Origin of the sequence: Paenibacillus sp. FSL W8-0186 (assembly GCF_037969765.1) — a bacterium.
Classification (GTDB): domain Bacteria; phylum Bacillota; class Bacilli; order Paenibacillales; family Paenibacillaceae; genus Fontibacillus; species Fontibacillus woosongensis.
Window position 1 is genome coordinate 4,245,001 of record NZ_CP150207.1, and the last position, 24,104, is coordinate 4,269,104.

The window sequence follows — 24,104 nt, forward strand, 5'->3', positions numbered from 1 at the left end:
CTTGGTAGGCCTTTACCCCACCAACTAGCTAATGCGCCGTAGGCCCATCTGTAAGTGACAGATTGCTCCGTCTTTCAGCATCCCGCCATGCGGCGAAATGATTTATCCGGTATTAGCTACCGTTTCCGGCAGTTATCCCAGTCTTACAGGCAGGTTGCCTACGTATTACTCACCCGTCCGCCGCTAAGTTATTTCGGAAGCAAGCTTCCAAAATAACTCCGCTCGACTTGCATGTATTAGGCACGCCGCCAGCGTTCGTCCTGAGCCAGGATCAAACTCTCCAATAAAGGATGAAATCATCGTATATCCAATGGATGGGATCTTTCATCCGAGATGAAAGGAAGTTTTACCGAAGGTAAAATCTCTTTCAGCTAAGGTGTTTGACTTACTCATTTTGAATCTGACGAGATCAGATTTGCATCTGACTCTATTATTTAGATTTCACTTCCGTGAAACCCGCTCACTCGTTGTTCAGTTTTCAAAGATCAACTTTGTTCTCATTCGCTACCGTTGTTTCAGCGGCGACTTAAATAATATAACACATTTATTCTCGGCTGGCAAGCACTTTTTTTGATAAAAATAAAATCAATTAAGTTTTCGCCTTCCGCCCTCAAAGAATGATCTATCATCTTTTTATCGGGACATTTAATATATCATATAAACCAATCTATCAGCAAGCAGTTTTGCAATCATTATTCATAGTAAAAAAAGGAAGAGGCGCCTCGGCGCCTCTCTGTCGTTTTGGTCTAATTATTAATCCAAGGATTACGTTTGCGGCTGCGTTTCTTTCTTGTCGTCGGCTTCTTGTTTTTTGCTTCCGAACTCCGCTCTGGTTTACCTTTCCTAACTTCAGAAATATTCGCATCTTTCTGGGCTTGCTGCGGCGTATCCGTATTCTGACCCGTACTGTCTGTTCTTTCTTCGACTTGGTCTGCTGCCTGGATATTCGCTGTATCCTCCCTACTTCCGCCTTTATGCCAATCTTCGTGGTGCATTTGCTCGGGAGCACCGAATCCCCCTAACGGAGACACAGGCACATTAGGCATTGCCGCTTGGTACGGCTGAACCGCAAAAGGCGCGTTCGTGTACGGCTGGACTGCCGAATGTCCAGAGCAGCCACAGGGTGAATAGGTGTGATGCGGCTCATAGTAAGGAGCTGAGTAAGGATAAGCTACATTAGGCGAGACTGATGAATAGGGTAAGATCGATCCAGGTGATACAGATGCATTTGGCGATACATTAGCATTAGCCCCGTATAAGGGAGCAACATTCGATGAGAGCTGGGCCTGCCCCCACGGTAAATTGTCACTTCCCGGGAACGGCGCATTTGGCGTATAGCTTTCTGGCATGACATTTCCTGCTTCAGGATAACCATGCGGGTGATGATGAGAGTGATGGGAGTGAGTATGATGAGTATGGTGAGAATGATGATATGGCAGGTTTTCATGGGCATACGGATGTACAGGTGAACATGGATTCATATATTGTGGCGACTGGTAAGGCGCATTCGACAGACCCGGATATTCTCCCATGGCAGCCTCATTCGGCCAAGCTGGCGGAAAATCATAATAAGAAGATACATTTTCATTCTCGAAATGATAGGGAGAGTACATATTCTCATGATGATGTGTGCCATGACCGGAACATCCGCACGGCGAATAAGGCGGGTGCTGCCCAGCTACTGGCATCGGCGGCTGCTCGACTTTGAATTGAAATGGTGACACTAGTTCAGGACAATGCGGTGTGGGCGGGCAAGGAGGCTCCTCATATTTAATCGGCTTCACCTCCATTTGAGGTACCTGCTGGGGAACGACGGGCATGACATTTTCAATAATTTTAATATTCTCAACTTTGACGCTCTCCAGTTTAATGCTTTCAGGCTTCACGATAGGAGCCGGCTTCGGATTCTCCGCAATCGGCTTAATATTCTCCGGCTTAGGATTCTCTGCAATCGGTTTGATATTCTCCGGCATCACATTTTCTGGCTTGATATTTTCCGGTTGAATGTTCTCAGGCTTGATGTTCTCGGGTTTCACATTTTCAATCGGGGCCGTATTTTTCTTCTGGATCGGACTAACCAGGTTTGGATTAGGCGCGGCATTATTGGAAGGATTGTTCGCCCCTGGATTGGCGGCACCGGGAATGTTGATCACATCCCCAACGTTAAGTACATTAGGATCACTCAACTGCGGGTTGGCATTTACCAGAGCCTGCAATGGCAGTCCCCAGGCTTTGGACAACTTCCAGAGAGAATCCCCTTGCTTCACAGTATGCTTGTAGATAATCCCTTCCTCCACGGGAACGGCCGAAGTAGGAATCTTAACCTTCATTCCTATGCTAAGCTCATCTGGATTGCTGATTTGCGGATTTGCCTCGATTATTTTCTGCAGAGGGACATCATATTTTTTTGATAACTCAAACAAAGTATCTCCTTGTTTTACGATATGGATTTTCACGTGCTAAAGACCTCCTAGGTTTCTTCTCCGGACCGTGATCTTCGCCCGGGGCCCATTTAATACATCCTATGCAGGAGCCCGGCTTTTGACATCCATGTAACGAAAAAAACCTATCCTTCTTTATAGAAAAAAAGGATAGGTTCCTTAAATTAGAGTCTTACCAAACTTTTAAGCCGTCTTTATCCACAATGCTGCGGAATTCCTCCAACAGCTTGAGAGTGATCGGGCCGGCATGTCCCTCACCAATAATCCGCCCATCGACTTCGCGGACCGCAATAACCTCAGCCGCGGTTCCTGTCAGGAATACTTCATCAGCTACATAAACATCATGAAGCGTAAACGGCTCTTCCTTCAGTTTATAGCCCTTCTCATGGCAAATATCAATGATGGCTTGGCGGGTAATCCCCTCTAAAGCGCCTAAATAGCATGGCGGTGTCGTAATGACCCCGTTCTTCACGATAAAAATATTATCTCCCGAGCCTTCGGTCACATAACCTTGCGAGTTCAGCATAATCGCTTCGCCCGCGCCGGACAGGTTCGACTGGATTTTTACCAGGATGTTGTTCAAATAGTTCAGCGATTTGATTTTCGGATTCAGCGCGTCCGGAATATTGCGTTTTGTCGATACGGACACCGTCTTCAAGCCGGTTTTGTATGCCTCCTCTGAATAAATCGCGAGCTGCTCAGCGATGATAATGACAGAGGCCTTAGGACAGCGGTTCGGATCCAGCCCCAGGTTGCCTGCACCGCGGGACACAACCAGACGGATGTACCCGTCGCGGAGCTCGTTACGACGCAGTGTTTCGACCAAAGCGTCCTCCATCTCCTGATACGTGAGAGGAATGTTTAGCATGATGGATTTCGCGGAATCATACAAGCGGTCCAAGTGCTCTTTGCATTTGAAAATATTCCCGTTATAGATGCGAATTCCTTCGAATATCCCATCACCGTATAAGAAACCGTGATCGTATACGGAGATTTTTGCATTATCCTTTGTTACGAATTGTCCATCTAAATAAATCCATTGTTCTGCCATTATTTTCGCACCTCCAGCTTATGATTCTTCACAGAATAACTTGGGTAGGAACCAAGTATACGTACTTGGCAGCCTAACGCCTCAATCTCTCCAATGGCTGATTGCAGCAGGACAGTGTCCAGGGAGGAGAGGACATCCATATAAAAATAGTAACTTCCAAGCCGCTTCTTGGTAGGTCTCGATTCGATGCGAGACAGGTTCAGCTTTCGCCAGGCAAAAGCCGACAACACTTGATGCAGAGCGCCCGGAAAATCCTCGGGAAGCGTGACCAGAATGCTCGTTTTATCCTGGGCAGCCTCACTCCGTTTCAATTGGAGCGGCTCCTGACCGATCAGGACAAACCGGGTATAGTTGTTGTCATGATCCGTGACCCGGTCGGCCAAAATATCCAGCCCATGCGTCTTGGCGCCGAGCGCAGTGCCGATTGCCGTCCAGCCTTCGCCAGGGCGCTGCTTAACCAGCTTTACGGCTTCCGACGTACTTGCGACATGCTCCAGTTCCGCTTGAGGCATGTTGGCCTTCAGGAACTGCATGCACTGCGCCATAGCCACCGGATGTGACAGCACCTTGGTCACTTTTGCATAATCAATCTGGCTCGCATCGGAATCCGATACGAATTCTTTCCTGTCGCCGATTAAATTTTGAATGGAAGGGTACACCCATTCTACTTGCATCGGGATATCGACTTCATGGACGAGCCAATCCATATGCAAACTAACGGAGCCTTCAATCGTATTTTCAATCGGAATAACGCTGTACTGGCTTACACCATTTGCCGTCGCCAGAAACACGTCGGAAATCTGCTTGCAATGATGCAGCTGTACCTGCTCTTCACCAAATAAATGAAGAACAGCCTCATGAGATACCGAGCCTTCCGGCAGCAACGCAATTACTTTCATGCTCTGACTTCCCCTTTTATGGAATCAATGAACTGCTCACCTGTATTTATAGTAAGCGTCTTAGCGCCTTGTGTGCAAGGTTGCAGCCAAATAGTCTGAGCCTGGATTCCCTGTTCGCCAAGCACCTTAAGCAAAAAGCGTTCTAATTCTGCGCCTCTATTCTCACGGCGGTCCATTAACGCCAGCAGCGTCGGACCCGCTCCACTAAGCGCAGCGCCGAGGGCGCCGTGCTCCGTCGCCTCTTTCAATATGCGCTCCATACCCGGCACCAAGGAAGCACGGAACGGCTGATGCAGCCGATCCTGCATCGACGCACGAATCAGGTCAAGCCTGCCGGAAGCCATCGCTGCTGTAAACAGAGAGGTCCGGCTAATATTAAATACGGCATCGCCCAAGCTGACCTGTTCGGGAAGTACCTGGCGCGCTTTCGATGTAGAGAGCTGGAAGTCGGGAATCGCCACCAAAACCTCCAGATCGGCCGGCGGCTCGATCCGCAAATACTCAGCATGAGCCCCGTCCCATACAGCCGTAATCAATCCCCCAAACAGGGAAGCGCCGACATTATCCGGATGCTTCTCAAGCGCCGTAGCCATATCGAACAGCTTGGCTTGATCCAGCGGGGAACCGATAAGCTCATTTGCCGCGACCAGTGCACCGACGATCGCCGATGCACTGCTGCCAAGACCTCTGGTAAGCGGAATATCCGAATACATGGAAATTTCCAGTTCGGGAAGAGATACCCCTGCTTCGCGAAAAACAGATTGAGCTACCTCGTAAATAAGATTGTTTTTATTGGTTGGAATCCCCTTCATCTGATCGCCGTATAAATGAATATTCGTCGCTTCCGCTGGTTTCATCTCAATCCAGGCGTAAAGCGACAAGGCCATGCCGAGCGTATCGAAGCCTGGACCCAGATTGGCCGTACTCGCTGGTACTTTGACGCGGACGCCCGCTTCAGACATCATTGCTGCTCTCCTTGCAGCTTCGCGATGGCCGCCATAACTGCTTCTTCCGTATCCTTCACGACAATTGGCTCGCTGCCAATGCTCTTGATCGCAATATTAGGATCCTTCAAGCCATGGCCGGTCAAGACGCAAACAACGGTTTCTCCACCTTTAAAGTAACCTTCGCGATGGAGCTTATACACACCGGCAACAGATGCCGCAGAAGCCGGTTCCGCAAAAATGCCTTCACGCGCCGCGATCGTCTTATACGCTGTCAAAATTTCCTCATCGGTTACGTAATTGATCTGTCCACCAGACTCCTCTGCGGCGGCTACTGCCGTCTTCCAGCTTGCCGGGTTGCCGATGCGGATTGCGGTCGCAACAGTTTCTGGCTCCAGGATCGGCTCACCTTTAACGATAGCCATCGCTCCTTCGGCTTCAAAGCCGACCATGCGCGGAAGTGAATTGCTCTTGCCATGCTGCTGATACTCCTTAAAGCCCTTCCAGTATGCAGAAATATTCCCTGCATTGCCGACTGGAATCGCCAGGACGTCCGGCGCTTTGCCCAATTGGTCGCAAACTTCAAACGCTGCCGTCTTCTGTCCTTCAATCCGGTACGGGTTCACCGAGTTCACCAGCGTAATCGGATGCTTCGCCGTAATATCGCGGACGATTTCAAGCGCACGGTCAAAGTTTCCTTCGATGGCAATAACTTTGGCTCCGTAAATCATCGCTTGGGCCAGTTTGCCGAGAGCAATGTTATTGTTCGGGATCAACACGATGCAGTTCAGCCCTGCACGCGCCGCATACGCCGCAGCCGCAGCGGACGTGTTCCCCGTAGAAGCGCACATAATCGTGTTGCTGCCTTCTTCAATCGCCTTAGCCACGGCCATGACCATTCCGCGGTCTTTAAATGAACCCGTTGGGTTCAGACCCTCGTATTTGAAATACAGATCGAGCCCCAGCTCCTCGGACAAATTATCAGCACGAACAAGCGGCGTATTGCCTTCATGCAGCGTTAGCAGCGGCGTGTTGTCGTTAATAGGCAAATACTCTTTGTAGGTATGCAGCAATCCAAGATATCTCATGAAATAAAAACCCCTTTTATTATTAGGAATAAACGAGAAGATCTTTAACCTTCTACGCGGTACACGCTCTTAACGCGGCGAATAACCTTCAGTGTCTCGAAATGCTTCAGCACTTTATCCATATTCGCCTTCGAGGCATGATGAGTAACGATAATGATTTCAGCATCCGGCGTATGCTCATTTGGCGATTGCACGACCGATTCCAGACTGACATCATATTCCCCGAACACTTGAGTAATTTGGGCCAGCACACCCGCTTTGTCGTCGACTTCAAGCAGCAGGAAGTTCTTATAGGCGATTTGCTCGTCGCTCTTCAGCTTCTTTGTTTTATAAGGAACCATTGCTTTCAGGCCGTTGACTCCGAGCTTCAGATTCTTCACTACCGCAACCAAATCAGCAACTACCGAAGTGGCCGTCGGCATTTCCCCGGCTCCAGCGCCGTAGAACATCGTCTCGCCAACCGCCTCGCCATGGACATAAACAGCGTTGAATACGCCGTTGACGGCAGCGATCGGATGGCTCTTTTTCACCATTGTCGGCTGAACGCTAACACTGAATTCATCGTCCTGGCGATCGGCGATGCCGAGCAGCTTCATCTCATAGCCCAGCTTCTTTGCATAAGCGATATCCTCCTTGGACACGCTCGAAATCCCCCGGACATCGACATCACTCAGCTCCACGTTCGTTCTGAAGCCGAGAGTTCCCAAGATGACCATCTTGCGGGCCGCATCCAAGCCTTCCACGTCTGATGTCGGGTCAGCTTCGGCATAGCCAAGCTCCTGCGCTTCCTTGAGGACATCCTCATAGGATGCATCTTCTTGGCTCATCTTGCTCAGAATATAGTTTGTCGTCCCATTGACGATCCCCATAATCTTAACGATGCGATCCGAAGAGAAGCCCTCGATCAGCGTCCGGATGATCGGAATCCCCCCGGCCACACTCGCTTCATAGAATACATCACATTGCTTCTCCAACGCCTTGGCCATGATCTCCGAGCCATAGAGCGCCATAAGATCCTTGTTTGCCGTTACAATATGTTTTCCCCGATCCAGCGCCTCGAGGATATATTCCTTGGCAGCCTCCACACCGCCCATCACCTCGACGATGACATCGATTTCCGGATCGCGGATCACCTCCCAAGGATCTTCCGTAAGCTTGCTTTGCTCGATTTCAATGCTTCTGGCCTTTTCCAGATTTTTAACGGCCACCTTCTCGATGATGATTGGAGATCCGACTTGACTGCTCAAATCCTCCTGGTGTCCTTCGACGATGCGCACAACGCCGGTTCCTACGGTGCCAAGCCCCAGTAATCCTACCTTAACGGGTTTCAATATAAGTCCCCTCCTGTTCCCTATGCGGGTTGTTTATGTCGAATTGTATTGCTGCGGGAGATACCTATCCTTGACCGACGATTTGAATTTTCTTCACGCCGGAGATTTCTTGCAATGCCTTGAGCATCTTATCCAGTTCCTCCGTCAGCCGCGAAGTTTCCACGGAGATGACGACATTTGCTCTTCCTTGTAAAGGAATGCTCTGATTGATCGTTAGCACATTCCCTCCCGATCCGGCAAGCAAGGAAAGTACTTGGGATAAGATGCCGGAGCGATGTTCCAGATCAAACGATATCGTGACGATTTCTTCCCGCTCCATCTGGTTCAATGGATGAATGCCGTCCTTATACTTATAAAAAGCACTGCGGCTAAGCCCGACCTGGAGCGTCGCTTCATGCACGGTTTTAACGTCCCCGGCAGCAAGCAGCTGCTTCACCTGAAGCGTCTTGATCACTGCTTCCGGCAAAATATCTTCACGGACCAAGTAATAACGCTCCTTCACAAACGTCCTCCCCTTAAAGACTGTTGTTTTCGTATAGTGGACATTATAACGAAAAAAAAGTCTGGAGGCAACCTATTTTCCGCACAGATTTTCGCGAAATTCCCCTGACCCCGATTTTTGCCGATAGACAACAAAGAGCACCCTTTACAGGTGCTCTCCATAAAGACTTTAATAGTAGCTGCTTCCCTCAACAAATTCGAATTCAAAATCGCCGATTCGGACAATCGTTCCGTCCTTAGCGCCGCGTCTCCGTAATTCGTCGTCCACGCCCATATGCCGCATGGTACGCGCAAGCTTGAGAATGGCGTCATGCGTATTCAATTGCATTCGCTTCATCATTCTTTCGATCTTCGCGCTCTCAACGACAAAATCCTCATTCTCGCGGCGAATCACGAAGTCCTGCTCCTCTTCCTTCTCGAGCTTGTAAATTTTCCGTTCGCTTAATTCGGTAACTTCCTCCAGCGCTGGCTCCTCCGGAATCTGATCAAGCAAATCGGCCGTTCTGTAAATCAGTTCCTTGATCCCCTGACGGGTCAGGGAGGATATCGGCATGATTTCAAGATCAGGGCGAATCTCGCTTACCTGTTTGCGGAACTTCTCCAAATGTTCCGCCGCCTCCGGCATATCCATCTTGTTTGCAGCTACGATCTGCGGACGGTTCTCGAGCTGGGCGTTATACAGCTTAAGCTCTTCGTTGATCTTCAACCAGTCGTCGAACGGATCGCGGCCTTCCGATCCGGCCATATCGACAACATGAATAATAACGCGCGTCCGCTCCACATGGCGAAGAAATTCATGACCTAGACCCACGCCCTCATGCGCCCCTTCGATAAGGCCCGGGAGGTCGGCCATAACGAAGCTGCGCCCTTCGTCGACGTCCACCACCCCGAGATTCGGCGTGATGGTCGTAAAATGATAAGCCCCGATTTTCGGCTGAGCCGCAGATACAACGGATAACAGCGTAGACTTGCCTACACTCGGAAATCCGACCAACCCCACGTCGGCCATCACCTTAAGCTCCAGCACAATCCAGCGCTCCTCGCCTTCCTCTCCATGCTCTGCGAGCTCTGGAGCCGGGTTGCTCGGCGTCGCAAAGCGGGTATTGCCCCGGCCTCCGCGGCCTCCCCTCGCTACTACGATTTGTTGTCCGTGCCGGGTTAAATCGGCGAGCACCTCCTGGGTGTCGTCATCGATAATGACCGTTCCCGGCGGAATCCGAACGATCATATTTTCGGCATTTGCCCCGTGCTGGCTTTTGTTTCGCCCCTTGACACCGCGATCCGCCTTGAAATGCCGCTGATAGCGGAAATCCATAAGCGTGCGCAGACCTTCGTCTACACGGAATATGACGTCTCCGCCCTTCCCGCCGTCGCCGCCCGCAGGACCGCCTTCCGGAACATATTTCTCCCGGCGGAAGGCAACGATACCGTCGCCGCCGTCGCCGCCTTTTACATACACTTTCGCTTTATCTATAAACATGCGTTCACCTCTTTTAAATTTCCGCACAGCATCCTTAGCCGTACCGAAGCTTGCCCGGAGTCTCCGTGCTCTGCACGAATTTGTTTTCCGTCCAAGACTTCAGATAACCGCTGAAAGAGGATTTCCGTATTTCCTGAGCTTTCCTTTTGAACGAAACTGACCGACAACTCGTTATACTCAAGGCCAATCGACATTTTAAGCTGCAGCATTTCTCCCCAAGAGGAACGGCCGGCAAATTGGAAGGCCCGGATCGTGTCAATGATGGCCTCTGTCAACTCCTCCGCATCTTCGGCAGTGAGCAGCTTGCCTAGCTCCAGGTCGTCTTCAATGCTGACCTCCAGTTGAACCGAGCTGTTTACTTCACGAAAAGATTGCAAATAAAAAACCAGCGAAGGGATGCCCAAGCGGGATATTTTGCTCTCTACGGCCATCCTTTCCTTTATTCTGTCCACACAGCTGGCCAGTTTATCAATCTTGCCCAGTTGAATGTATCCGTATAAAATTTGCAGGTCGTTCATCCAATCATGCCGGTGGTGACCTAGTGTGGCAGCCGCGGTTCTTTGTACCGACTCCAGCAGCTGCTTCCTTTCATTCGCCGCCCGATCCTTTACATATTTGTTATAACCCCACAACACCGCCAGCAAACCTACGCACAACACAACATACCATACTGTCGATTCAACGAAGTACAATATCACCAACAAAGCAAGCGTTAGCGTTCCGGCAATGACCGGCACTGTGAACCGATGTTTCATGAATTTCCCCGTTCCTCTTCAATTGGGTACATGACCTTTTTATTTTTAACATCTTTACCCAGTATATCACAATCCTTGTCCCGGCATGGACTTAAAAAAGTATAGTGAAACAAGTAATCTCAAAAAAGCCCTCGGCACGAGTGCCGAGGGCTTATAAGCAAGCTATTAAGCTTCAACTGCTGCCGCTACAGGAGCAACTTCCACAGGGTAGACGCTCACTTTCTTGCGATCGCGTCCCCAACGTTCGAATTTAACAACGCCATCGACTTTCGCAAACAGCGTGTCGTCTTTACCGATTCCCACGTTGGTACCCGGATGAATCTTCGTTCCGCGTTGGCGAACAAGAATGCTTCCGCCTGTTACAGTTTGGCCGTCAGCACGTTTCACGCCAAGGCGTTTAGCGATACTGTCACGACCGTTCTTTGTGGAACCTACACCCTTCTTGGATGCAAATAACTGGAGATCCAATTTCAACATTATAGTCTACCTCCTTCTTTAAATAATGATATCTTGTATCTGAATATACTCACCGTATGACATTTCGATACTTTGCAGCATAACGACCATAGAAGCAAGGAGAAGCTGTGCCTGCTCCAGAGCTTTCGGCTGCTCCACATGAGGAAGACTCGCGTTTAAGAACCCGTTCTTCATCTTGGAATCCATGACGACTCCGGTCAGCGTCTCGATGGAATTCACCGTTCCAACGGTAACGGCAGATACCCCGGCGCACACAATGTCTTGGCCTGGCTCGGCATAATGGGCATGGCCTTCTACTTTGAAACCATGTATTTCGTTATCCTGGCGACGCAATATGGAGACGCTAATCAAGGTACGTCACCTTCTTACGCTTGGATTTTCTCGATGGTCACTTTCGTGTATGGTTGACGATGACCTTGCTTCTTGTGGTAGTTCTTCTTCGGTTTGTATTTATAAACGACAACCTTGCGGCCTTTGCCGTGCTTCTCAACTTTCGCTGTTACACTAGCACCGGCTACTACAGGAGTTCCCGCTACCAAACCGTCTCCTTTGGATACAGCCAATACACGGTCGAACGTCACGCTTGCGCCGTCCTCTGCGTTCAATTTCTCGATGTAAAGAACATCGCCCTCTTGAACACGGTATTGTTTACCGCCAGTTTCGATAATTGCGTACATTTGCTTGCACCTCCTCATGTCTCAGACTCGCCTAATTCAGGTGCGCCGCGTTATGCGACGATCTTGTTGACCTGATCGGAGCGGTTACAGCATGTGCACAAGCTACACTCATGACACATACTTAACTATAATATCACGGGAAAAGGTCAAAATCAATCGATTCCGCAAATTTAATCCATGCCCGAAGCAGCTGTCTCCTCCCGTATTCGCTTTCGCGTCATTTCAAGCAATCCCAGCCGTGTCCAGCCAAGAATATGATGCTGGGTCCGGTCGCCCTGCATGCAGCTGTGAAGCTTGTCCAACACGGCATCCCTGTGCTCCTCGCGATCCATATCGATGAAATCGATGATGATAATGCCCCCAGTGTCCCTGAGGCGAATCAGCCTGGCCATTTCGGCCGCCGCTTCAAGATTGGTCTGAAACACCGTTTCCTCCAGCGAGTTTCCGCCGATGTATTTCCCTGTGTTGACGTCAATAACGGTCAGCGCCTCAGTCTGATCCCACACCAAGTATCCCCCGCCAGGCAGCCACAGCTTCCGCTGGAAATCCTTATCCAGCTGGCTCTGCACGCCATAAAACTCAAATAGAGGAACTTCCTTATCGTAAATTTTGATGGCCTGCTCATGACCGGGAATCATCATCTCCAGGAATGCGGCCACTTCAGCGGCCCGTTTGGGGCAGTCCATAATGATCTCATCCGTCTCCGGACTGTACACATCCCTCATCAGCCGCTGAACCATGCTAAGTTCCTGATGCAGAAGAGCGGGCGCGATATGCGTCTTGCTCTTCTCCAAAATCCCTGACCACTGTTTGCGGAGCAGGGACAGGTCCATGGCGATGGCTTCCAGCTCCTCAAGCTCGGCCACTGTACGGAGAATAAGTCCTTCCTCCTCCTGCCGAAGCTCGTCGCCGATCGCTTTAAGCCGATGTCTTTTATCTTCGTCAAAAATCTTCTTGGAGACCGCAACATATGCAGCTGAAGGCATGTATACGAGCCAGCGGCCGGGAAGGGAATAATGCGTCGTAACTCTCGGTCCTTTGTTGCCGATGGCGTCCTTTACAACCTGCACGATAATATCCTGGCCAGGCTGAAGCAGCTCGGAAATCAGCGGTTTAACTTTCGGTTGTCTTTCCAGATGTGGATGAAGCACGTCATCGATATATAGAAAAGCATTCTTCTTCTGCCCGATATCCACGAAAGCAGCCTGCATGCCGGGAAGCACATTGACTACGCGCCCTTTAAAAAAACTGCCGACAAGCCCCTTGGCCTGACAGCGCTCTACGGCATACTCCACCAGTCTGCCGTCCTCCTGGAGCGCCATTTCGGTAGAGCCGGAATTGCAGTGAATAATCATCCGTTTCACGATCTCACCCTCTGTCTGCATTGCAACGCAATGAATATGATGTGATTATACCACGGCAGGATACTATGCCGCAGGCCCGCCTTTAAAATAGGAGGAAATAACCCGTTGCTCCGGCACAACGGCAATGATCCTTCCCTGGCGGTTCATCACATAGATAAAATGGTATTTTTCCCTTTTAAAAAGACGCAAAATATGGTCCAAAGGTTGCACTTTATCCGCTACAATCGGTTGTGCCAGGCTGCCATGAAGCAAATGGCGCGAGAACGAACGCTCCCTGTTCATCAGGAATCGCATGAAACGATAGGGAATGTTGCGGTAATCCACATAATTGGAATAGAGCAGAAACAGCCCTATTAACAGCAGGTTCAACTGAAGCATTCCGCCCTGTGAGAGCAGAGGATACAGCGCATATCCGATAAGCAGAAGGCTGAACAACAAGCTGATGCGCAGCGACCAGACGAGCGCCAAATGGTACGGCAGAATAATACTGCAGAGCGACTGGAATATCTTCCCCCCGTCCAGCGGCAGAACCGGAAGCAAATTGAACAATGCGATGAGCACATTTCCCTGTACAAAATAGTCATAGTAGGGCCCGTCCCACAATCCGGCGGCATGCAGGAGCCAGGCGCAGCCAATCAGCAGCCCGTTCTGCAAAGGCCCGGCTAGCGCAATCATCATCTCGCGCCCCGCATTCAAATAAGCCGTATCCTCCATTACGGCAACGCCGCCAAACGGCAGCAGCTGCACAGAGAGAACATGGACGCCAAACCATTTTGCAGCGGCCACATGCCCCCACTCGTGAATGAAGACGATCGCAAACAAAGTCAGCAGCTCCAGGAAATGGCCTGTAATGACAGATGCCAGCATGACGAGGACAAACAACGGGTGAAAAGATATCGCAATGCCGCCCCATCTAATCAAATGGAATCACATCCGCAGGATCAATATAGCGATCATTCTTCTTCAATGCGAAATAAAGGGTCGGCACGTTCTGTTCGGATGATACTGCCAGCTTCCCGACCAAATCCCCGGACTCTAGCCAGTCCCCTTTTTCTACAAAGGATTGCTGCAGGTTGCCGTAAATAGACACGTAACCTCCGGCATGCTGAACGACAACCGTCTCGCCTGTGAAGGCATCGTTGCCGACGCTGAGCACCCTACCTGTTTCTACGCTTTTAACCTGTAAGCCCGCACTCGAATCATTGGCGGGCACGATGTTAATTCCCCTTAAACTGAGTGCGAACGCACTGGCAATTCTGCCGTCGAGCGGAGCAGAGAAGCTGCTCGCATTGTTGACTTTAACCCCTTTATCTTCGTTTTGCCGAAAGATCGGTATGAAAGTCGGAGCTCCGCCAAAATTGCGCTTATACCATGCTTCGGCGGCCCCAAAGTCCATTTCATAGGTTAAAGAATGGGCCACGAATAGGCGGATGGATCCCGCCCAAGGCGGCTCATACCGGTTAACGGCCCATAGTCCGGCAAAGATCAGCATGCTGATGCAGAGACGAATGAACAGCATCCCCCAGAAGGAATATCCCTTTCCATCCTTCGGCATGACTGAATCCTCCCGGCCGAACAAACCCGTATCATTCCAGCGGCCTTGTCCATGCTTCCACATCCATTCCGGATCCTGCTCCTTGTCCGACGCATTTTTCGCACTCTGGCGGATATCCTGCGGGCGCTGGTCGTCCCCTGCATGGTCCATGTCCCGTATTACAGGGTATCTGTCTGCAGAGGGCCGCGTCATCTCCTGCAATCCATAATTAACTTCTTTCATATAGGGATGTCCGCCCGAGACAAGCTGCTTGATTCGTTCTTCCCGCCGCCGCTTCACATTCGATTTTACGTCCATCGTCCATATCCCCTCCGAATAGCATCAGGCGATTTCTTTCCGATACGTGCAACATGGCAGGCTGTACCCGGCAAACATGTTGTATTTAGTTTATGAGCGGTTTGAACGGAATATGAACAAGCTTCTCTGATGAAGGCAAGCCCATTACGCATTTATTGAACGCAAAAAACCGGCGCTTACAGCGCCGGCCCCAGCTCTAATCTACCTTATATTTCTCCTGGTGAAGCATAATGCTGAATACCAGCCCAATGCACAGCATATTCAACAGCAGCGACGTTCCTCCGTAGCTAATAAACGGCAGCGTAATGCCTGTAATCGGCATCAGGCCAATCATCATGCCTACATTCTCGAAAATTTGGAACAGAAACATCGCCGCAATGCCCACGATGATATAAGCTCCCCGCTTATCTATACAGCGGAGCGCGATTTGAATCATCCTGTAAATAAACAAAAAGTAGAGCAGCATCAGTAAGGATGAGCCTACAAAGCCGAATTCCTCGCCTACGACGACGAATATCGAGTCCGAATACGGGTAAGGAACAAACCGTTTATTTTTTAGCTCGCCCTGTAAAAAACCGTCACCCGTCAGCCCGCCGGAACCAATCGCAATTTGGGCATAGCTGGACTGGTGCTTGGCATCATTCGAGGCCAAATCCGGATTGATAAACGTATTGATCCGCTGATACCAGTGCAGTTTCCCTTTATCGGCCAGATAATCGTGAATTTGCGTGTTATAAGCATTAAATAATGTAACGAACACGATCAGGAAAGCCACGAATGCCGTCAGGCCAACGAGCACATGGCTGTATTTCGTGTTGCCGATCCATAGCATGGCGCAGAGTACAACCAGATAGATGATCGCATTCCCCAAATCCGGTTGAATCAGCACCAGCAGGAAAGGCAGCAAGGTTACCGCCGTAATCGGAACAACGTCGCGCCGGAAGCTGAGCAGCCGGCCTTCCCGCTTCCCGAGCAAATAGGCCGTAGTCATAATCAAAATGATTTTGACGAGCTCTGCCGGTTGAAACAATAGGCCTCCTGGAAGCTCAAACCAGCTTCGTGCGCCATTAATTTCCGGCGCAAACAAGAAGACAAGAACGAGCAGCAAGCTGCCCGTTCCATATACATACCAGCTATAGCGAAGCAACGTGCGGTAATCGACGATCGACATGCCGAATACCACGGCAAAGCCGAGGCCATAGAACATTAAAGTCTTTAAATCGTAGTTCTTGAAATCGGGCGCATATGGAGCTATTGCACTATGAACAAGCATCGTGCTCATAATCATGAACAAGACCAGGATTGTCACCATAAGCCAATCGATTTTTTTGAGTTTGAAGAACAACAAGGATCAACCCATTCCGAAAAACTTCTTAAAGCGTGTAAACATGCCTTTCTTCTGGTCAAGCAGCATGAGAGGGACGGTGTCTCCCAATATGCGCCGGGCAATGTTACGATAGGCAATCGCGGCCTTTGAATCGGGGTTCATTACGGTAGGCTCCCCATTGTTCGCCGCTTTGATGACAAGCTCGTCATCCGGCACGATGCCGATGAGATCGATATTGAGCACCTGCAGAATACCTTCGATATCGAGCATGCTTCCCGACTTCACCATATCGACCTTAATCCGGTTTACGACCAGCTTCGGCGAACCAATATGCGAGCTCTCGAGCAGGCCGATGATCCGATCCGCATCACGGACAGCGGCATTTTCCGGCGTCGTGACGACAATCGCTTGATCTGCTCCGGCGATCGCATTTTTGAAGCCTTGTTCTATTCCAGCAGGGCAATCGATAATAACGTATTCATATTCCTTCTTCAGTTCCAGAACGATATCCTTGACTTGCTCTTCCGACACGGCATTCTTGTCTTTCGTTTGCGCGGCGGGCAGCATGTACAATTCATCAAAACGTTTATCCTTAACCAAAGCCTGGTTCAAGCGGCAGCGCCCTTCGGCCACGTCGATCAAATCATAGATGATCCGGTTCTCCAGGCCCATCACGACATCCAGGTTCCGCAGGCCGATGTCCGTATCGACGAGACATACCTTCTTGCCAAGCAGCGCCAGAGCCGTACCGATATTCGCAGACGTAGTCGTCTTCCCTACGCCGCCTTTGCCCGAAGTGACAACGATAGCTTCTCCCATAGTTTACACCCCTTTGAACATCTTAAAGTCCGGACGCACCCGGGTTATGTTCGTAATTTTGTCAATCTGCATCATCCCGTCACGCAAAAAAGCGAATTCCATGCTGCTCTCGCGATGATCCCACTCGTCTGGAGGCCGGCTATAGACTTCGGCAATGCGCAGCTGCGTCGGTGATAAAAACGAAGCGGCGATGATGGCATCTTCTTTGCCCTCTGCCCCGGCATGGACCATTCCCCGCAAAGCCCCCAGAATATACACGTCTCCGGTGCAGGAGATCGTCCCCCCCGGATTGACGTCTCCGAGAAACAGCAGATTGCCGTCATGCTGCAGAACCTGCCCGGAGCGCACAATCCCGGTTATCGTCGTGAGCTGCCCTTCCTTGGGACGGTCTTCTTCCGCTAACGGCGACTCTACCGATCGGACTAGCAAATTGCCTTTTTGCTTCAATATATCAAGGATCATTTCCTTCTCTGCATCTGTTACGATTCGCTTGCCCAATTTGACATCGACATGAATAATCGGCCCTGTCAGAATATTCTGGTGGCTATGCTCCAGCTTATAGCGCAGCTCATCCAGAAGCTGTTGCAAATCACACTCATCGTCAAGCAGGAATACCAGGCCATCTTTGATGCCCTTGATCGTAACGTGCTTCGATTTCACTGTCATAAGCCTGTCCCTCCCCCCTATTCATTTCGTGCAAGAGCACCCAAGTTCCTGCTTCTTAAGGAAAAGCACGAAATGTCAGGCTTGGCTCTCGGAGGAACGACGCTTCGTAATCAGCTCCAGCTGGCGTCTGAGAGGGACGTAAATAATCAGAGCAAATACGACGTGAACGAATACGTTTGGGATAATAAAAGTCATTAAAGCCCAGGTATAGGGCTGATGTGTCAGTTCAAACAGCGAGTAAGTGCCGAATAGGATCGAGTCCAGCAGCAGACTGCCGATTATTACAACGATCATCATCAGCGGCAGCGGAGCTCTCGGCGAGCGGAACACAAGGCCAAGCAAATAACTGGACAGCCCCATGGCAAAAGAATAAGCTCCAATGATCGCCCCGTAGAATACGACATCCTGAAGCAGCCCAAAAAGAAGGCCCAGCACCAAGCCGCTATGCCGGTTGTCGTAAATGGTAATAAACAGAATGGCGATATAGGCCAGGTGAGGAACAATGCGCGTCTGCCACGCATCAGGGATTATCCAGGGAATAACCGTCCCCTCGATAATAAACAATACGAACACCAGCAGGATCAGTATATATTTACGATTCCTCACTACTCCAAGACCTCCGGTGTATATACCACAATCAACTCTTTCCAGTCCGTGAAGCTGGCTGCGGGCTCAATGAATGCCGTATATGTCAATCCGTATTCGCCAACCTGAATATCCTTGACTGTACCGATGACCATCCCTCGCGGAAATGCTCCGCCGACGCCGGAGGACACAATGGTATCGCCGACTGCGAGCGAAGAAGTATCATCGATTTTATTCATCAGGAACATGCCCTTATCGGGATCGTAGGACTCGACGACGCCAAACACTTCATTTTCTTTTCCCTGAGCCGTAGCGGATATGCCGTTCGAATTCGGATCCTTCGCGTCCATGGTCGTAAGCAGCTTGATGGTAGACGTAAAATTGCTGACCCGGCTTACCGTACCTACAAGCCCTTCAGCAGAAATAACCGCATACCCCACCTTGACGCCGTCATTGCTCCCCAGGTTCACTTTAATCGTCCGATTGATCGGATCGTTATTTACGCTAACCACCTGGGCGATCCGGTAGGTGTAATTGTATTGATTCTTCTGGGCTTCTGTAAAATTATGCAATTCCTGAAGCCGGATGTTCTCCTGCTCAATCCGATTATAGATGGCTTTATCTCTTGTGTAATGAGACAGCGCAATCTTCAGGCTCTCGTTCTCCTCCTGCAGGGCACGCAAGTTAGAGACATCCTCAATCAAGCCGGCGATATACGAGGTAGGCTTATAGAAAATCGACTGCACGAAGCCCACCGTATCTTTTACAAACTTCTCCGGCCACGACAAATTCGCCCGGGGACCGAGCGTAAATCCCATTATAGCGATAAACAGAATAAGTCCCATCAGCAAAATAAATAATCTTTTGTTGCCAAGCAGCTTAAACAGTTTAAGCACCCTCCAACCTTGCAATTTCTCCTCTCCACGAGTCCACCTATAGAAAAACGGCACAGCCGTCCATGTCAGGACGGCGCCGTTTTATCATAAATAGTGCACATTCTCCCGTTCTTCAGCGCTAAAGATTAGCGCTTGCGAAGGGGCGAACTGCTTCTTGATTTGAACAAATGGATGTTATCGAGAGCTCTCCCCGTACCGATGGCAACACAATCGAGCGGATGCTCGGCTACGATGACAGGCATGCCCGTCTCTTTGGCCAGCAGCTTGTCAAGGTTGCGCAGCAATGCGCCGCCCCCCGTCAACACAATACCGCGGTCCATAATATCGGCCGCCAGCTCGGGCGGACATTTCTCCAGGGTGACCTTCACCGCTTCCACGATGGCGTTCACTGTATCGCCGAGCGCCTCGGTGATTTCGTCGGAAGTGATAGAAATGGTCTTTGGCAGCCCCGTAACGAGGTCGCGGCCGCGGATCTCCATTGATTCCACCTGCTCGAGCGGCAGCGCCGAGCCAACATCCATTTTAAGCTGCTCCGACGTTCTCTCGCCAATCATCAGGTTATATTGGCGCTTGATGTATTGAATAATAGACTCGTCCATGTCATCGCCGGCTACGCGCGCCGACTTGCTCGTAACAATGCCGCCGAGCGAAATAACAGCCACTTCTGTCGTTCCGCCGCCGATGTCTACGACCATGCTCCCGGTCGGCTCCCATACGGGAAGATCTGCACCAATGGCTGCCGCAAACGGCTCTTCAATCGTGTAGGCTTCACGTGCTCCTGCCTGCTTCGTGGCATCCTCAACCGCACGCTGTTCCACCGCCGTAATGCCAGAAGGCACGCAGACCATCACGTTCGGATGGCGTTGGAACAAGGAACGCTGCTTCTGAGCCTGGCGAATAAAATATTTAATCATCGTTGCGGTGGTATCAAAGTCGGCGATAACGCCGTCCTTCATCGGACGGATGGCACGGATGTTGCCCGGTGTTCTTCCGATCATCTTCTTGGCCGATTCCCCGACCGCTACAATGCTCTTATTATCAGTATTCATCGCTACTACCGACGGTTCTCTCACTATAATTCCTTTGCCTCGAATATAAACGAGCGTATTCGCCGTACCCAAATCAATTCCTAAATCTTTCGTGAAACCACCTAACATGCTGTAATCTTCCTTTCCTTCTGTATCTGGTCTATTATATTACATCAAGCCTTGCTCCTTCAAACTTACGAATTCCCCGTCTCCAATCACGATGTGGTCCAGCACATCGATGCCGACGATTTCCCCGGCTTTGCATAGGCGCCTTGTCATCCGGATATCCTCCGGGCTTGGCGTCGGATCTCCGCTAGGATGATTATGGGCGCATACGACAGATGCGCTGCTGCATTTAATCGCTGCGCGAAACACCTCGCGCGGATGGACGATCGAGGAATTCAAGCTTCCCATGGAAAGCGTCTCCTGAGCAATGATATGATTTTTCGTATTCAAAAATAAACAGACAAAATGTTCCTTCTGCAAATAACGCAGCTGCTCCATCAATAAATCCGCTGCATCCCGCGGACTGCGAATGATCTGGGCCTCCGGGAGCCTCGTCCTGGCAAGCCTCTGCCCCAGTTCGATTCCCGCCTTAAGCTGCACCGCTTTGGCAGGGCCGATGCCTTTGAGCTCCATCAGCTCATCCAGGCTGAGATCCACCAGCTGGCGGAGTCCGCCAATTCCGCTCAGCACGCGCTGAGCCAGATGTATGGCCGATTCATCCCGGGTTCCCGTGCGAAACAATATCGCCAGCAGCTCAGCATTGCTGAGTGATCCGGCTCCGTATTGCATCAAGCGTTCTCTGGGTCTTTCCTCAAAAGGCATGTCCCGCAGCAAATATTGCGGCATATCCATTCATATCCCTCGCTTCCGAATGATTAGGCATGGGTCCGGATCACCGGCCGCCAGCAAAATTCATAGCGGAAGGATATGCTTTATCTCTTCCTTTTCTTACAACAACGTACGTATGAAGTTATTTGTTACATCATTTTTGGCTGGATTTAATTACCGCAACACATGGATTCCAAAATGGCCCAGCATCTCGCTCAGCAAGGATAGCGGCAGTCCAACCACGTTAAAATAACAGCCTTCGATTCCCGTGACAAAAATCGACCCGAGTCCTTGTATCGCATAAGCGCCCGCTTTGTCCAAGCCTTCTCCGGTCCTGGCATATGCGGCGATCTCATCCTCGGCTACGGTTCTCATCGTAACGGTCGTACGGCGATATTCGACTTCAGTTCTTCCGGTAATCACATCGATGCAGGCCACGGCAGTATACACATCGTGGCTTCGTCCCTGCAGGGAACGGAGCATGGAAGCTGCCTCCGCTTCATTCTTGGGCTTGCCAAGCACTTGTCCGTCCAAGACGACAATCGTATCGCTGCCGATGATAACGGCTTCGCGCGCTGCTGGCTCAAGCGTTGCCTGAACAGCCTTGGCCTTGCGCAGCGCAAGCTCCATCACGATTTGCTCCGGCTCCCATTGCTCCGGCGTAGTTTCGTCCGCTTCGCTTGGAATCACCGCAAACGGAATATGTAAGGAAGCCAGCAATTCCCGTCTGCGCGGTGAAGTCGAGGCCAATATGACATACTGCGATGATGAAGCTGCAATTTCCAAGTTCGTATGCTCCTTTGCCCGGCTGTCGCCCGAATAAGTTCAGAGCTGTTAACCTCGCCATTTTTTGACACTTTGCACTTCATTATTATAAGGTTAATTGATCGGCAATACAAACATAAAAAAGGCAGGGGCAACTATTTCCAATTCCCTGCCTTTTGATGGTTCATTTACGGCCCTTCTTGGCCTCCGACCAGCTTTTGTTCTGCCAGAATGAACCGCATCACTTCGTTCTGCACTTCCCAGAGCATGGTTTGCTCGCCCTTCTCGTTAAATTCCTCCATCGCCTCAACCGCGCTGTTCATCGCCTTCTCCATCTCCTTTGCTTCAGCCTCTGCGGCTGCCGTCAGCTTGCCTCGAACGTCAGCGGCGCTTTTGGTCCACAGCTGGTGGCTCTCCCTTAGCCGGCCGATTTCCTCCTGACTCTGGCGCCCGGGAGAAGCTTCTCCCAGAAGAGCTGCCGAGGAGGAGCTGAGCATATAGGCGAGATCCGCACTCTGCGCCAAATATTGCTGGAGGGATGCCGCATCCCCTTTATATTCCATCGTAGCCGATTCAGGCAAAGCAATTTCATGCAAAATGAGGTGAACGCCGCCTGTCTTCAGCCTCCCGCTCAGCATTTTAGCTTCCTCACGGTCCGGGGATACTCCGGCATAGACCCGCTTCTCATCCATGGTATCCCGCGCGGCGGCAATTCCCGCGGAGCGCAATTGTTCCTGGGCCAGGGCAACGCCTTCCGCTGTGCTGAACACGCCGTACTGCAGGAAATGATAGCTCTGTGAAGGCAGAACGACCTGTACGAGCGGAACCTGTTCCTCCGTAATGACACCGCCAAGTACGGGAATATCGGCTGCTTCTCCGGCCGCCCCCTGCTTCGGCACGCTAATTCCAGGGATCGGCACCGTCATTTCCTGGTCGAACATGGACAGAACGACGAATCCAAAGAGCGCTCCGGTCACGATCGCGCCGGTCAGCGAGCCGGCAACCTTCCACCAGGAGGTCCGCGTTTTGCGAAAATAATAATCACCGCCGCCTGGCTCGGCATGCTCTGGCAATAGGGCAATCCCTGTTCCTGTATGGTCTGTAAAGGGATCTCCCCAATAATCTATCGTTTCCACCGCACGGTAAGTTATAGGAGTATCCTTCGGTTCTTGTTCTGATCGCTCGGGCGGCTTGTCATGCCCTGAAGCGGGGGCGGTCTCCAGCCGCTGGCGATCTCCAGCCTTCTGTGCACTGTGCGCTTGCTGCCCATGTTCATCGAACCGGAATGTCATCTTTGCCTTGTTCACGATCCGCACGCTCCTTGTCCTCTCTTCTACCGTTACAATATGAATATTTGCGAGAATATAGACCACTTCATTTAAACAAGGCTTTACAATTGAAAGGAACTCTGTATAATGGGAACCATTGACAACCGCATCACGGAAAAATGCACTAGGGGTGCCTTTGCTGGCTGAGAGATCGTTCCCGCTTGAGGAACGGTTAACCCTTTACACCCGATCTAGATCATACTAGCGTGGGGAAGTGCGGGGAAACGATAAATAGCGCTGCGTGCTTGCTTTAAAATGTTTAAGCAGACACAGGCTGTATCGATATAACTGCACTCTTCGGGTGCGGTTTTTTTGTCGTTATCAGCAATAATTCAAATGAACCAGGGGAGGAAAAGCATCATGACCAATTCATTCAACCACAACATTCAAGCCGCGGCCTGCGGCACCAGCCGCATCGTCGGCTGCCGGTTCTCTCTGTTTCCGATGAGCGACCGGTTCGTTCCGATCATTCTTGGAGCGCTGGAGCAGACCGATACGTCCAAGGTCTGGGTTCAAAGCGATGACGTCAGCACCTGCGTGCGCGGCCGCCATGAGCATGTGTTCGACGTAGTGAAATCCATTTTCCTGCAAGCGGCAAAAAGCGGTGAGCATGTCGTTCTTAGCGCAACCTTTTCCGTAGGCTGCCCGGGAGATACGGAAGGAGATGTCTTCATGTCTGAGGACGATGTCCGTTTGAATGAAGGGAACAAAACATCGGTTGATACCGCAGCTCAATTCGCCCTTTACCCGATGGGGGTGGCCCACTACATGGACGTCATTTATGATGCGGTCAAAGCGGCGGAAGCCGAGGGAACGTTCTCCGGCGGAATTCATTACGCCAGCCGCTTGGATGGAACCGCCCAACAGGTGTTTCGTTCGCTCGAAAATGCCTTTGTCACGTCAAGCACCAAGACTTCCCATCTAGTCATGACGGCCACAATCTCCTGCAACAGCCCGTCAGCCAAACCGGAGCATGTGCAGAGGAAGGGGGAATAA

At 50.8% G+C, this 24,104-nt stretch carries 25 protein-coding genes, 1 rRNA gene and 1 riboswitch (1 of these 27 running past the window's edge); of the genes, 1 reads left to right on the top strand and 25 read right to left on the bottom strand.

From position 1 onward, the window contains the following. The 25 genes from MKX50_RS18955 to MKX50_RS19075 form a co-directional block, all read right to left on the bottom strand. Positions 1–287 (bottom strand): 16S ribosomal RNA (locus tag MKX50_RS18955) (it extends 1,269 nt beyond the left edge of the window). Between the two features lie 459 nt (positions 288–746). Further along, a complete protein-coding gene (locus MKX50_RS18960; protein ID WP_339157578.1) occupies positions 747–2,456 on the bottom strand; it encodes a LysM peptidoglycan-binding domain-containing protein in 1,710 nt (569 codons plus the stop codon). A gap of 157 nt (positions 2,457–2,613) precedes the next feature. Further along, positions 2,614–3,492, bottom strand: coding sequence for a branched-chain-amino-acid transaminase (gene ilvE, locus MKX50_RS18965; protein WP_213594547.1), 879 nt, complete (start codon positions 3,490–3,492; stop codon positions 2,614–2,616). Further along, positions 3,492–4,391, bottom strand: coding sequence for a prephenate dehydratase (gene pheA / locus MKX50_RS18970; protein WP_213594545.1), 900 nt, complete (start codon positions 4,389–4,391; stop codon positions 3,492–3,494). Before pheA ends, ilvE begins: the two co-directional genes overlap by 1 nt. Beyond that, positions 4,388–5,356 carry a homoserine kinase gene (gene thrB / locus MKX50_RS18975; protein WP_339157579.1) on the bottom strand — a complete coding sequence of 323 codons (969 nt, stop codon included), beginning with the start codon at positions 5,354–5,356 and terminating at the stop codon, positions 4,388–4,390. Before thrB ends, pheA begins: the two co-directional genes overlap by 4 nt. Beyond that, positions 5,353–6,423 carry a threonine synthase gene (thrC, locus tag MKX50_RS18980; protein ID WP_155611532.1) on the bottom strand — a complete coding sequence of 357 codons (1,071 nt, stop codon included), beginning with the start codon at positions 6,421–6,423 and terminating at the stop codon, positions 5,353–5,355. Before thrC ends, thrB begins: the two co-directional genes overlap by 4 nt. A 44-nt stretch (positions 6,424–6,467) precedes the next feature. Further along, positions 6,468–7,754 carry a homoserine dehydrogenase gene (locus MKX50_RS18985; RefSeq protein WP_283925532.1) on the bottom strand — a complete coding sequence of 429 codons (1,287 nt, stop codon included), beginning with the start codon at positions 7,752–7,754 and terminating at the stop codon, positions 6,468–6,470. 64 nt (positions 7,755–7,818) lie between these two features. Continuing rightward, positions 7,819–8,256 carry an ACT domain-containing protein gene (locus MKX50_RS18990; RefSeq protein ID WP_213594539.1) on the bottom strand — a complete coding sequence of 146 codons (438 nt, stop codon included), beginning with the start codon at positions 8,254–8,256 and terminating at the stop codon, positions 7,819–7,821. Positions 8,257–8,424: 168 nt separating this feature from the next. Next, positions 8,425–9,735, bottom strand: a complete 1,311-nt coding sequence (gene obgE / locus MKX50_RS18995; protein ID WP_213594537.1) for a GTPase ObgE — start codon at positions 9,733–9,735, stop codon at positions 8,425–8,427. Next, positions 9,726–10,490 (bottom strand): Spo0B domain-containing protein, encoded by a 765-nt coding sequence (locus tag MKX50_RS19000; protein ID WP_339157580.1) that lies wholly within the window; start codon positions 10,488–10,490, stop codon positions 9,726–9,728. The genes obgE and MKX50_RS19000 overlap by 10 nt, the downstream gene beginning before the upstream one ends. A 165-nt stretch (positions 10,491–10,655) precedes the next feature. Beyond that, positions 10,656–10,967 (bottom strand): 50S ribosomal protein L27, encoded by a 312-nt coding sequence (gene rpmA / locus MKX50_RS19005; RefSeq protein WP_019638294.1) that lies wholly within the window; start codon positions 10,965–10,967, stop codon positions 10,656–10,658. An 18-nt stretch (positions 10,968–10,985) separates the two neighbouring features. Further along, positions 10,986–11,318, bottom strand: coding sequence for a ribosomal-processing cysteine protease Prp (locus MKX50_RS19010; RefSeq protein WP_213594533.1), 333 nt, complete (start codon positions 11,316–11,318; stop codon positions 10,986–10,988). 14 nt (positions 11,319–11,332) lie between these two features. Then, positions 11,333–11,644 (bottom strand): 50S ribosomal protein L21, encoded by a 312-nt coding sequence (gene rplU, locus MKX50_RS19015; RefSeq protein WP_055105540.1) that lies wholly within the window; start codon positions 11,642–11,644, stop codon positions 11,333–11,335. A 170-nt stretch (positions 11,645–11,814) separates the two neighbouring features. Then, positions 11,815–13,008, bottom strand: coding sequence for an Rne/Rng family ribonuclease (locus MKX50_RS19020; RefSeq protein ID WP_339160197.1), 1,194 nt, complete (start codon positions 13,006–13,008; stop codon positions 11,815–11,817). A 63-nt stretch (positions 13,009–13,071) separates the two neighbouring features. Next, positions 13,072–13,929, bottom strand: coding sequence for a site-2 protease family protein (locus MKX50_RS19025; RefSeq protein ID WP_339157581.1), 858 nt, complete (start codon positions 13,927–13,929; stop codon positions 13,072–13,074). Continuing rightward, the gene (locus MKX50_RS19030) at positions 13,922–14,860 is read right to left on the bottom strand and encodes a M23 family metallopeptidase (protein WP_213594528.1); all 939 of its coding nucleotides are present in this window, start codon (positions 14,858–14,860) and stop codon (positions 13,922–13,924) included. Before MKX50_RS19030 ends, MKX50_RS19025 begins: the two co-directional genes overlap by 8 nt. A gap of 196 nt (positions 14,861–15,056) precedes the next feature. Next, a complete protein-coding gene (locus tag MKX50_RS19035) occupies positions 15,057–16,205 on the bottom strand; it encodes an FtsW/RodA/SpoVE family cell cycle protein (protein WP_213594526.1) in 1,149 nt (382 codons plus the stop codon). A gap of 6 nt (positions 16,206–16,211) precedes the next feature. Continuing rightward, on the bottom strand, positions 16,212–17,006 hold the full coding sequence (gene minD, locus MKX50_RS19040; RefSeq protein ID WP_155611524.1) for a septum site-determining protein MinD: 795 nt from the start codon (positions 17,004–17,006) through the stop codon (positions 16,212–16,214). 3 nt (positions 17,007–17,009) lie between these two features. Next, positions 17,010–17,672 carry a septum site-determining protein MinC gene (gene minC, locus MKX50_RS19045; RefSeq protein ID WP_213594524.1) on the bottom strand — a complete coding sequence of 221 codons (663 nt, stop codon included), beginning with the start codon at positions 17,670–17,672 and terminating at the stop codon, positions 17,010–17,012. Between the two features lie 75 nt (positions 17,673–17,747). Further along, positions 17,748–18,278: a rod shape-determining protein MreD gene (gene mreD, locus MKX50_RS19050; protein ID WP_213594522.1), complete on the bottom strand. Its 531-nt coding sequence runs from the start codon at positions 18,276–18,278 to the stop codon at positions 17,748–17,750. Next, positions 18,278–19,153 (bottom strand): rod shape-determining protein MreC, encoded by an 876-nt coding sequence (gene mreC, locus MKX50_RS19055; protein WP_339157582.1) that lies wholly within the window; start codon positions 19,151–19,153, stop codon positions 18,278–18,280. Before mreC ends, mreD begins: the two co-directional genes overlap by 1 nt. A 125-nt stretch (positions 19,154–19,278) precedes the next feature. Next, the gene (locus tag MKX50_RS19060; RefSeq protein WP_155611520.1) at positions 19,279–20,310 is read right to left on the bottom strand and encodes a rod shape-determining protein; all 1,032 of its coding nucleotides are present in this window, start codon (positions 20,308–20,310) and stop codon (positions 19,279–19,281) included. A gap of 39 nt (positions 20,311–20,349) precedes the next feature. Then, positions 20,350–21,039, bottom strand: coding sequence for a DNA repair protein RadC (radC, locus tag MKX50_RS19065; RefSeq protein WP_213594520.1), 690 nt, complete (start codon positions 21,037–21,039; stop codon positions 20,350–20,352). 150 nt (positions 21,040–21,189) lie between these two features. Further along, positions 21,190–21,795, bottom strand: coding sequence for a Maf family protein (locus MKX50_RS19070; RefSeq protein WP_339160198.1), 606 nt, complete (start codon positions 21,793–21,795; stop codon positions 21,190–21,192). Between the two features lie 173 nt (positions 21,796–21,968). Then, complete coding sequence (locus MKX50_RS19075; protein ID WP_244996867.1) at positions 21,969–23,087, bottom strand: SPOR domain-containing protein; 1,119 nt, start codon at positions 23,085–23,087, stop codon at positions 21,969–21,971. A 137-nt stretch (positions 23,088–23,224) separates the two neighbouring features. Further along, a riboswitch (TPP riboswitch) is annotated at positions 23,225–23,338 on the top strand. Between the two features lie 130 nt (positions 23,339–23,468). Between MKX50_RS19075 and MKX50_RS19080 the strand changes: the two genes are divergently transcribed. Beyond that, positions 23,469–24,104: a YkoF family thiamine/hydroxymethylpyrimidine-binding protein gene (locus tag MKX50_RS19080; RefSeq protein ID WP_339157583.1), complete on the top strand. Its 636-nt coding sequence runs from the start codon at positions 23,469–23,471 to the stop codon at positions 24,102–24,104.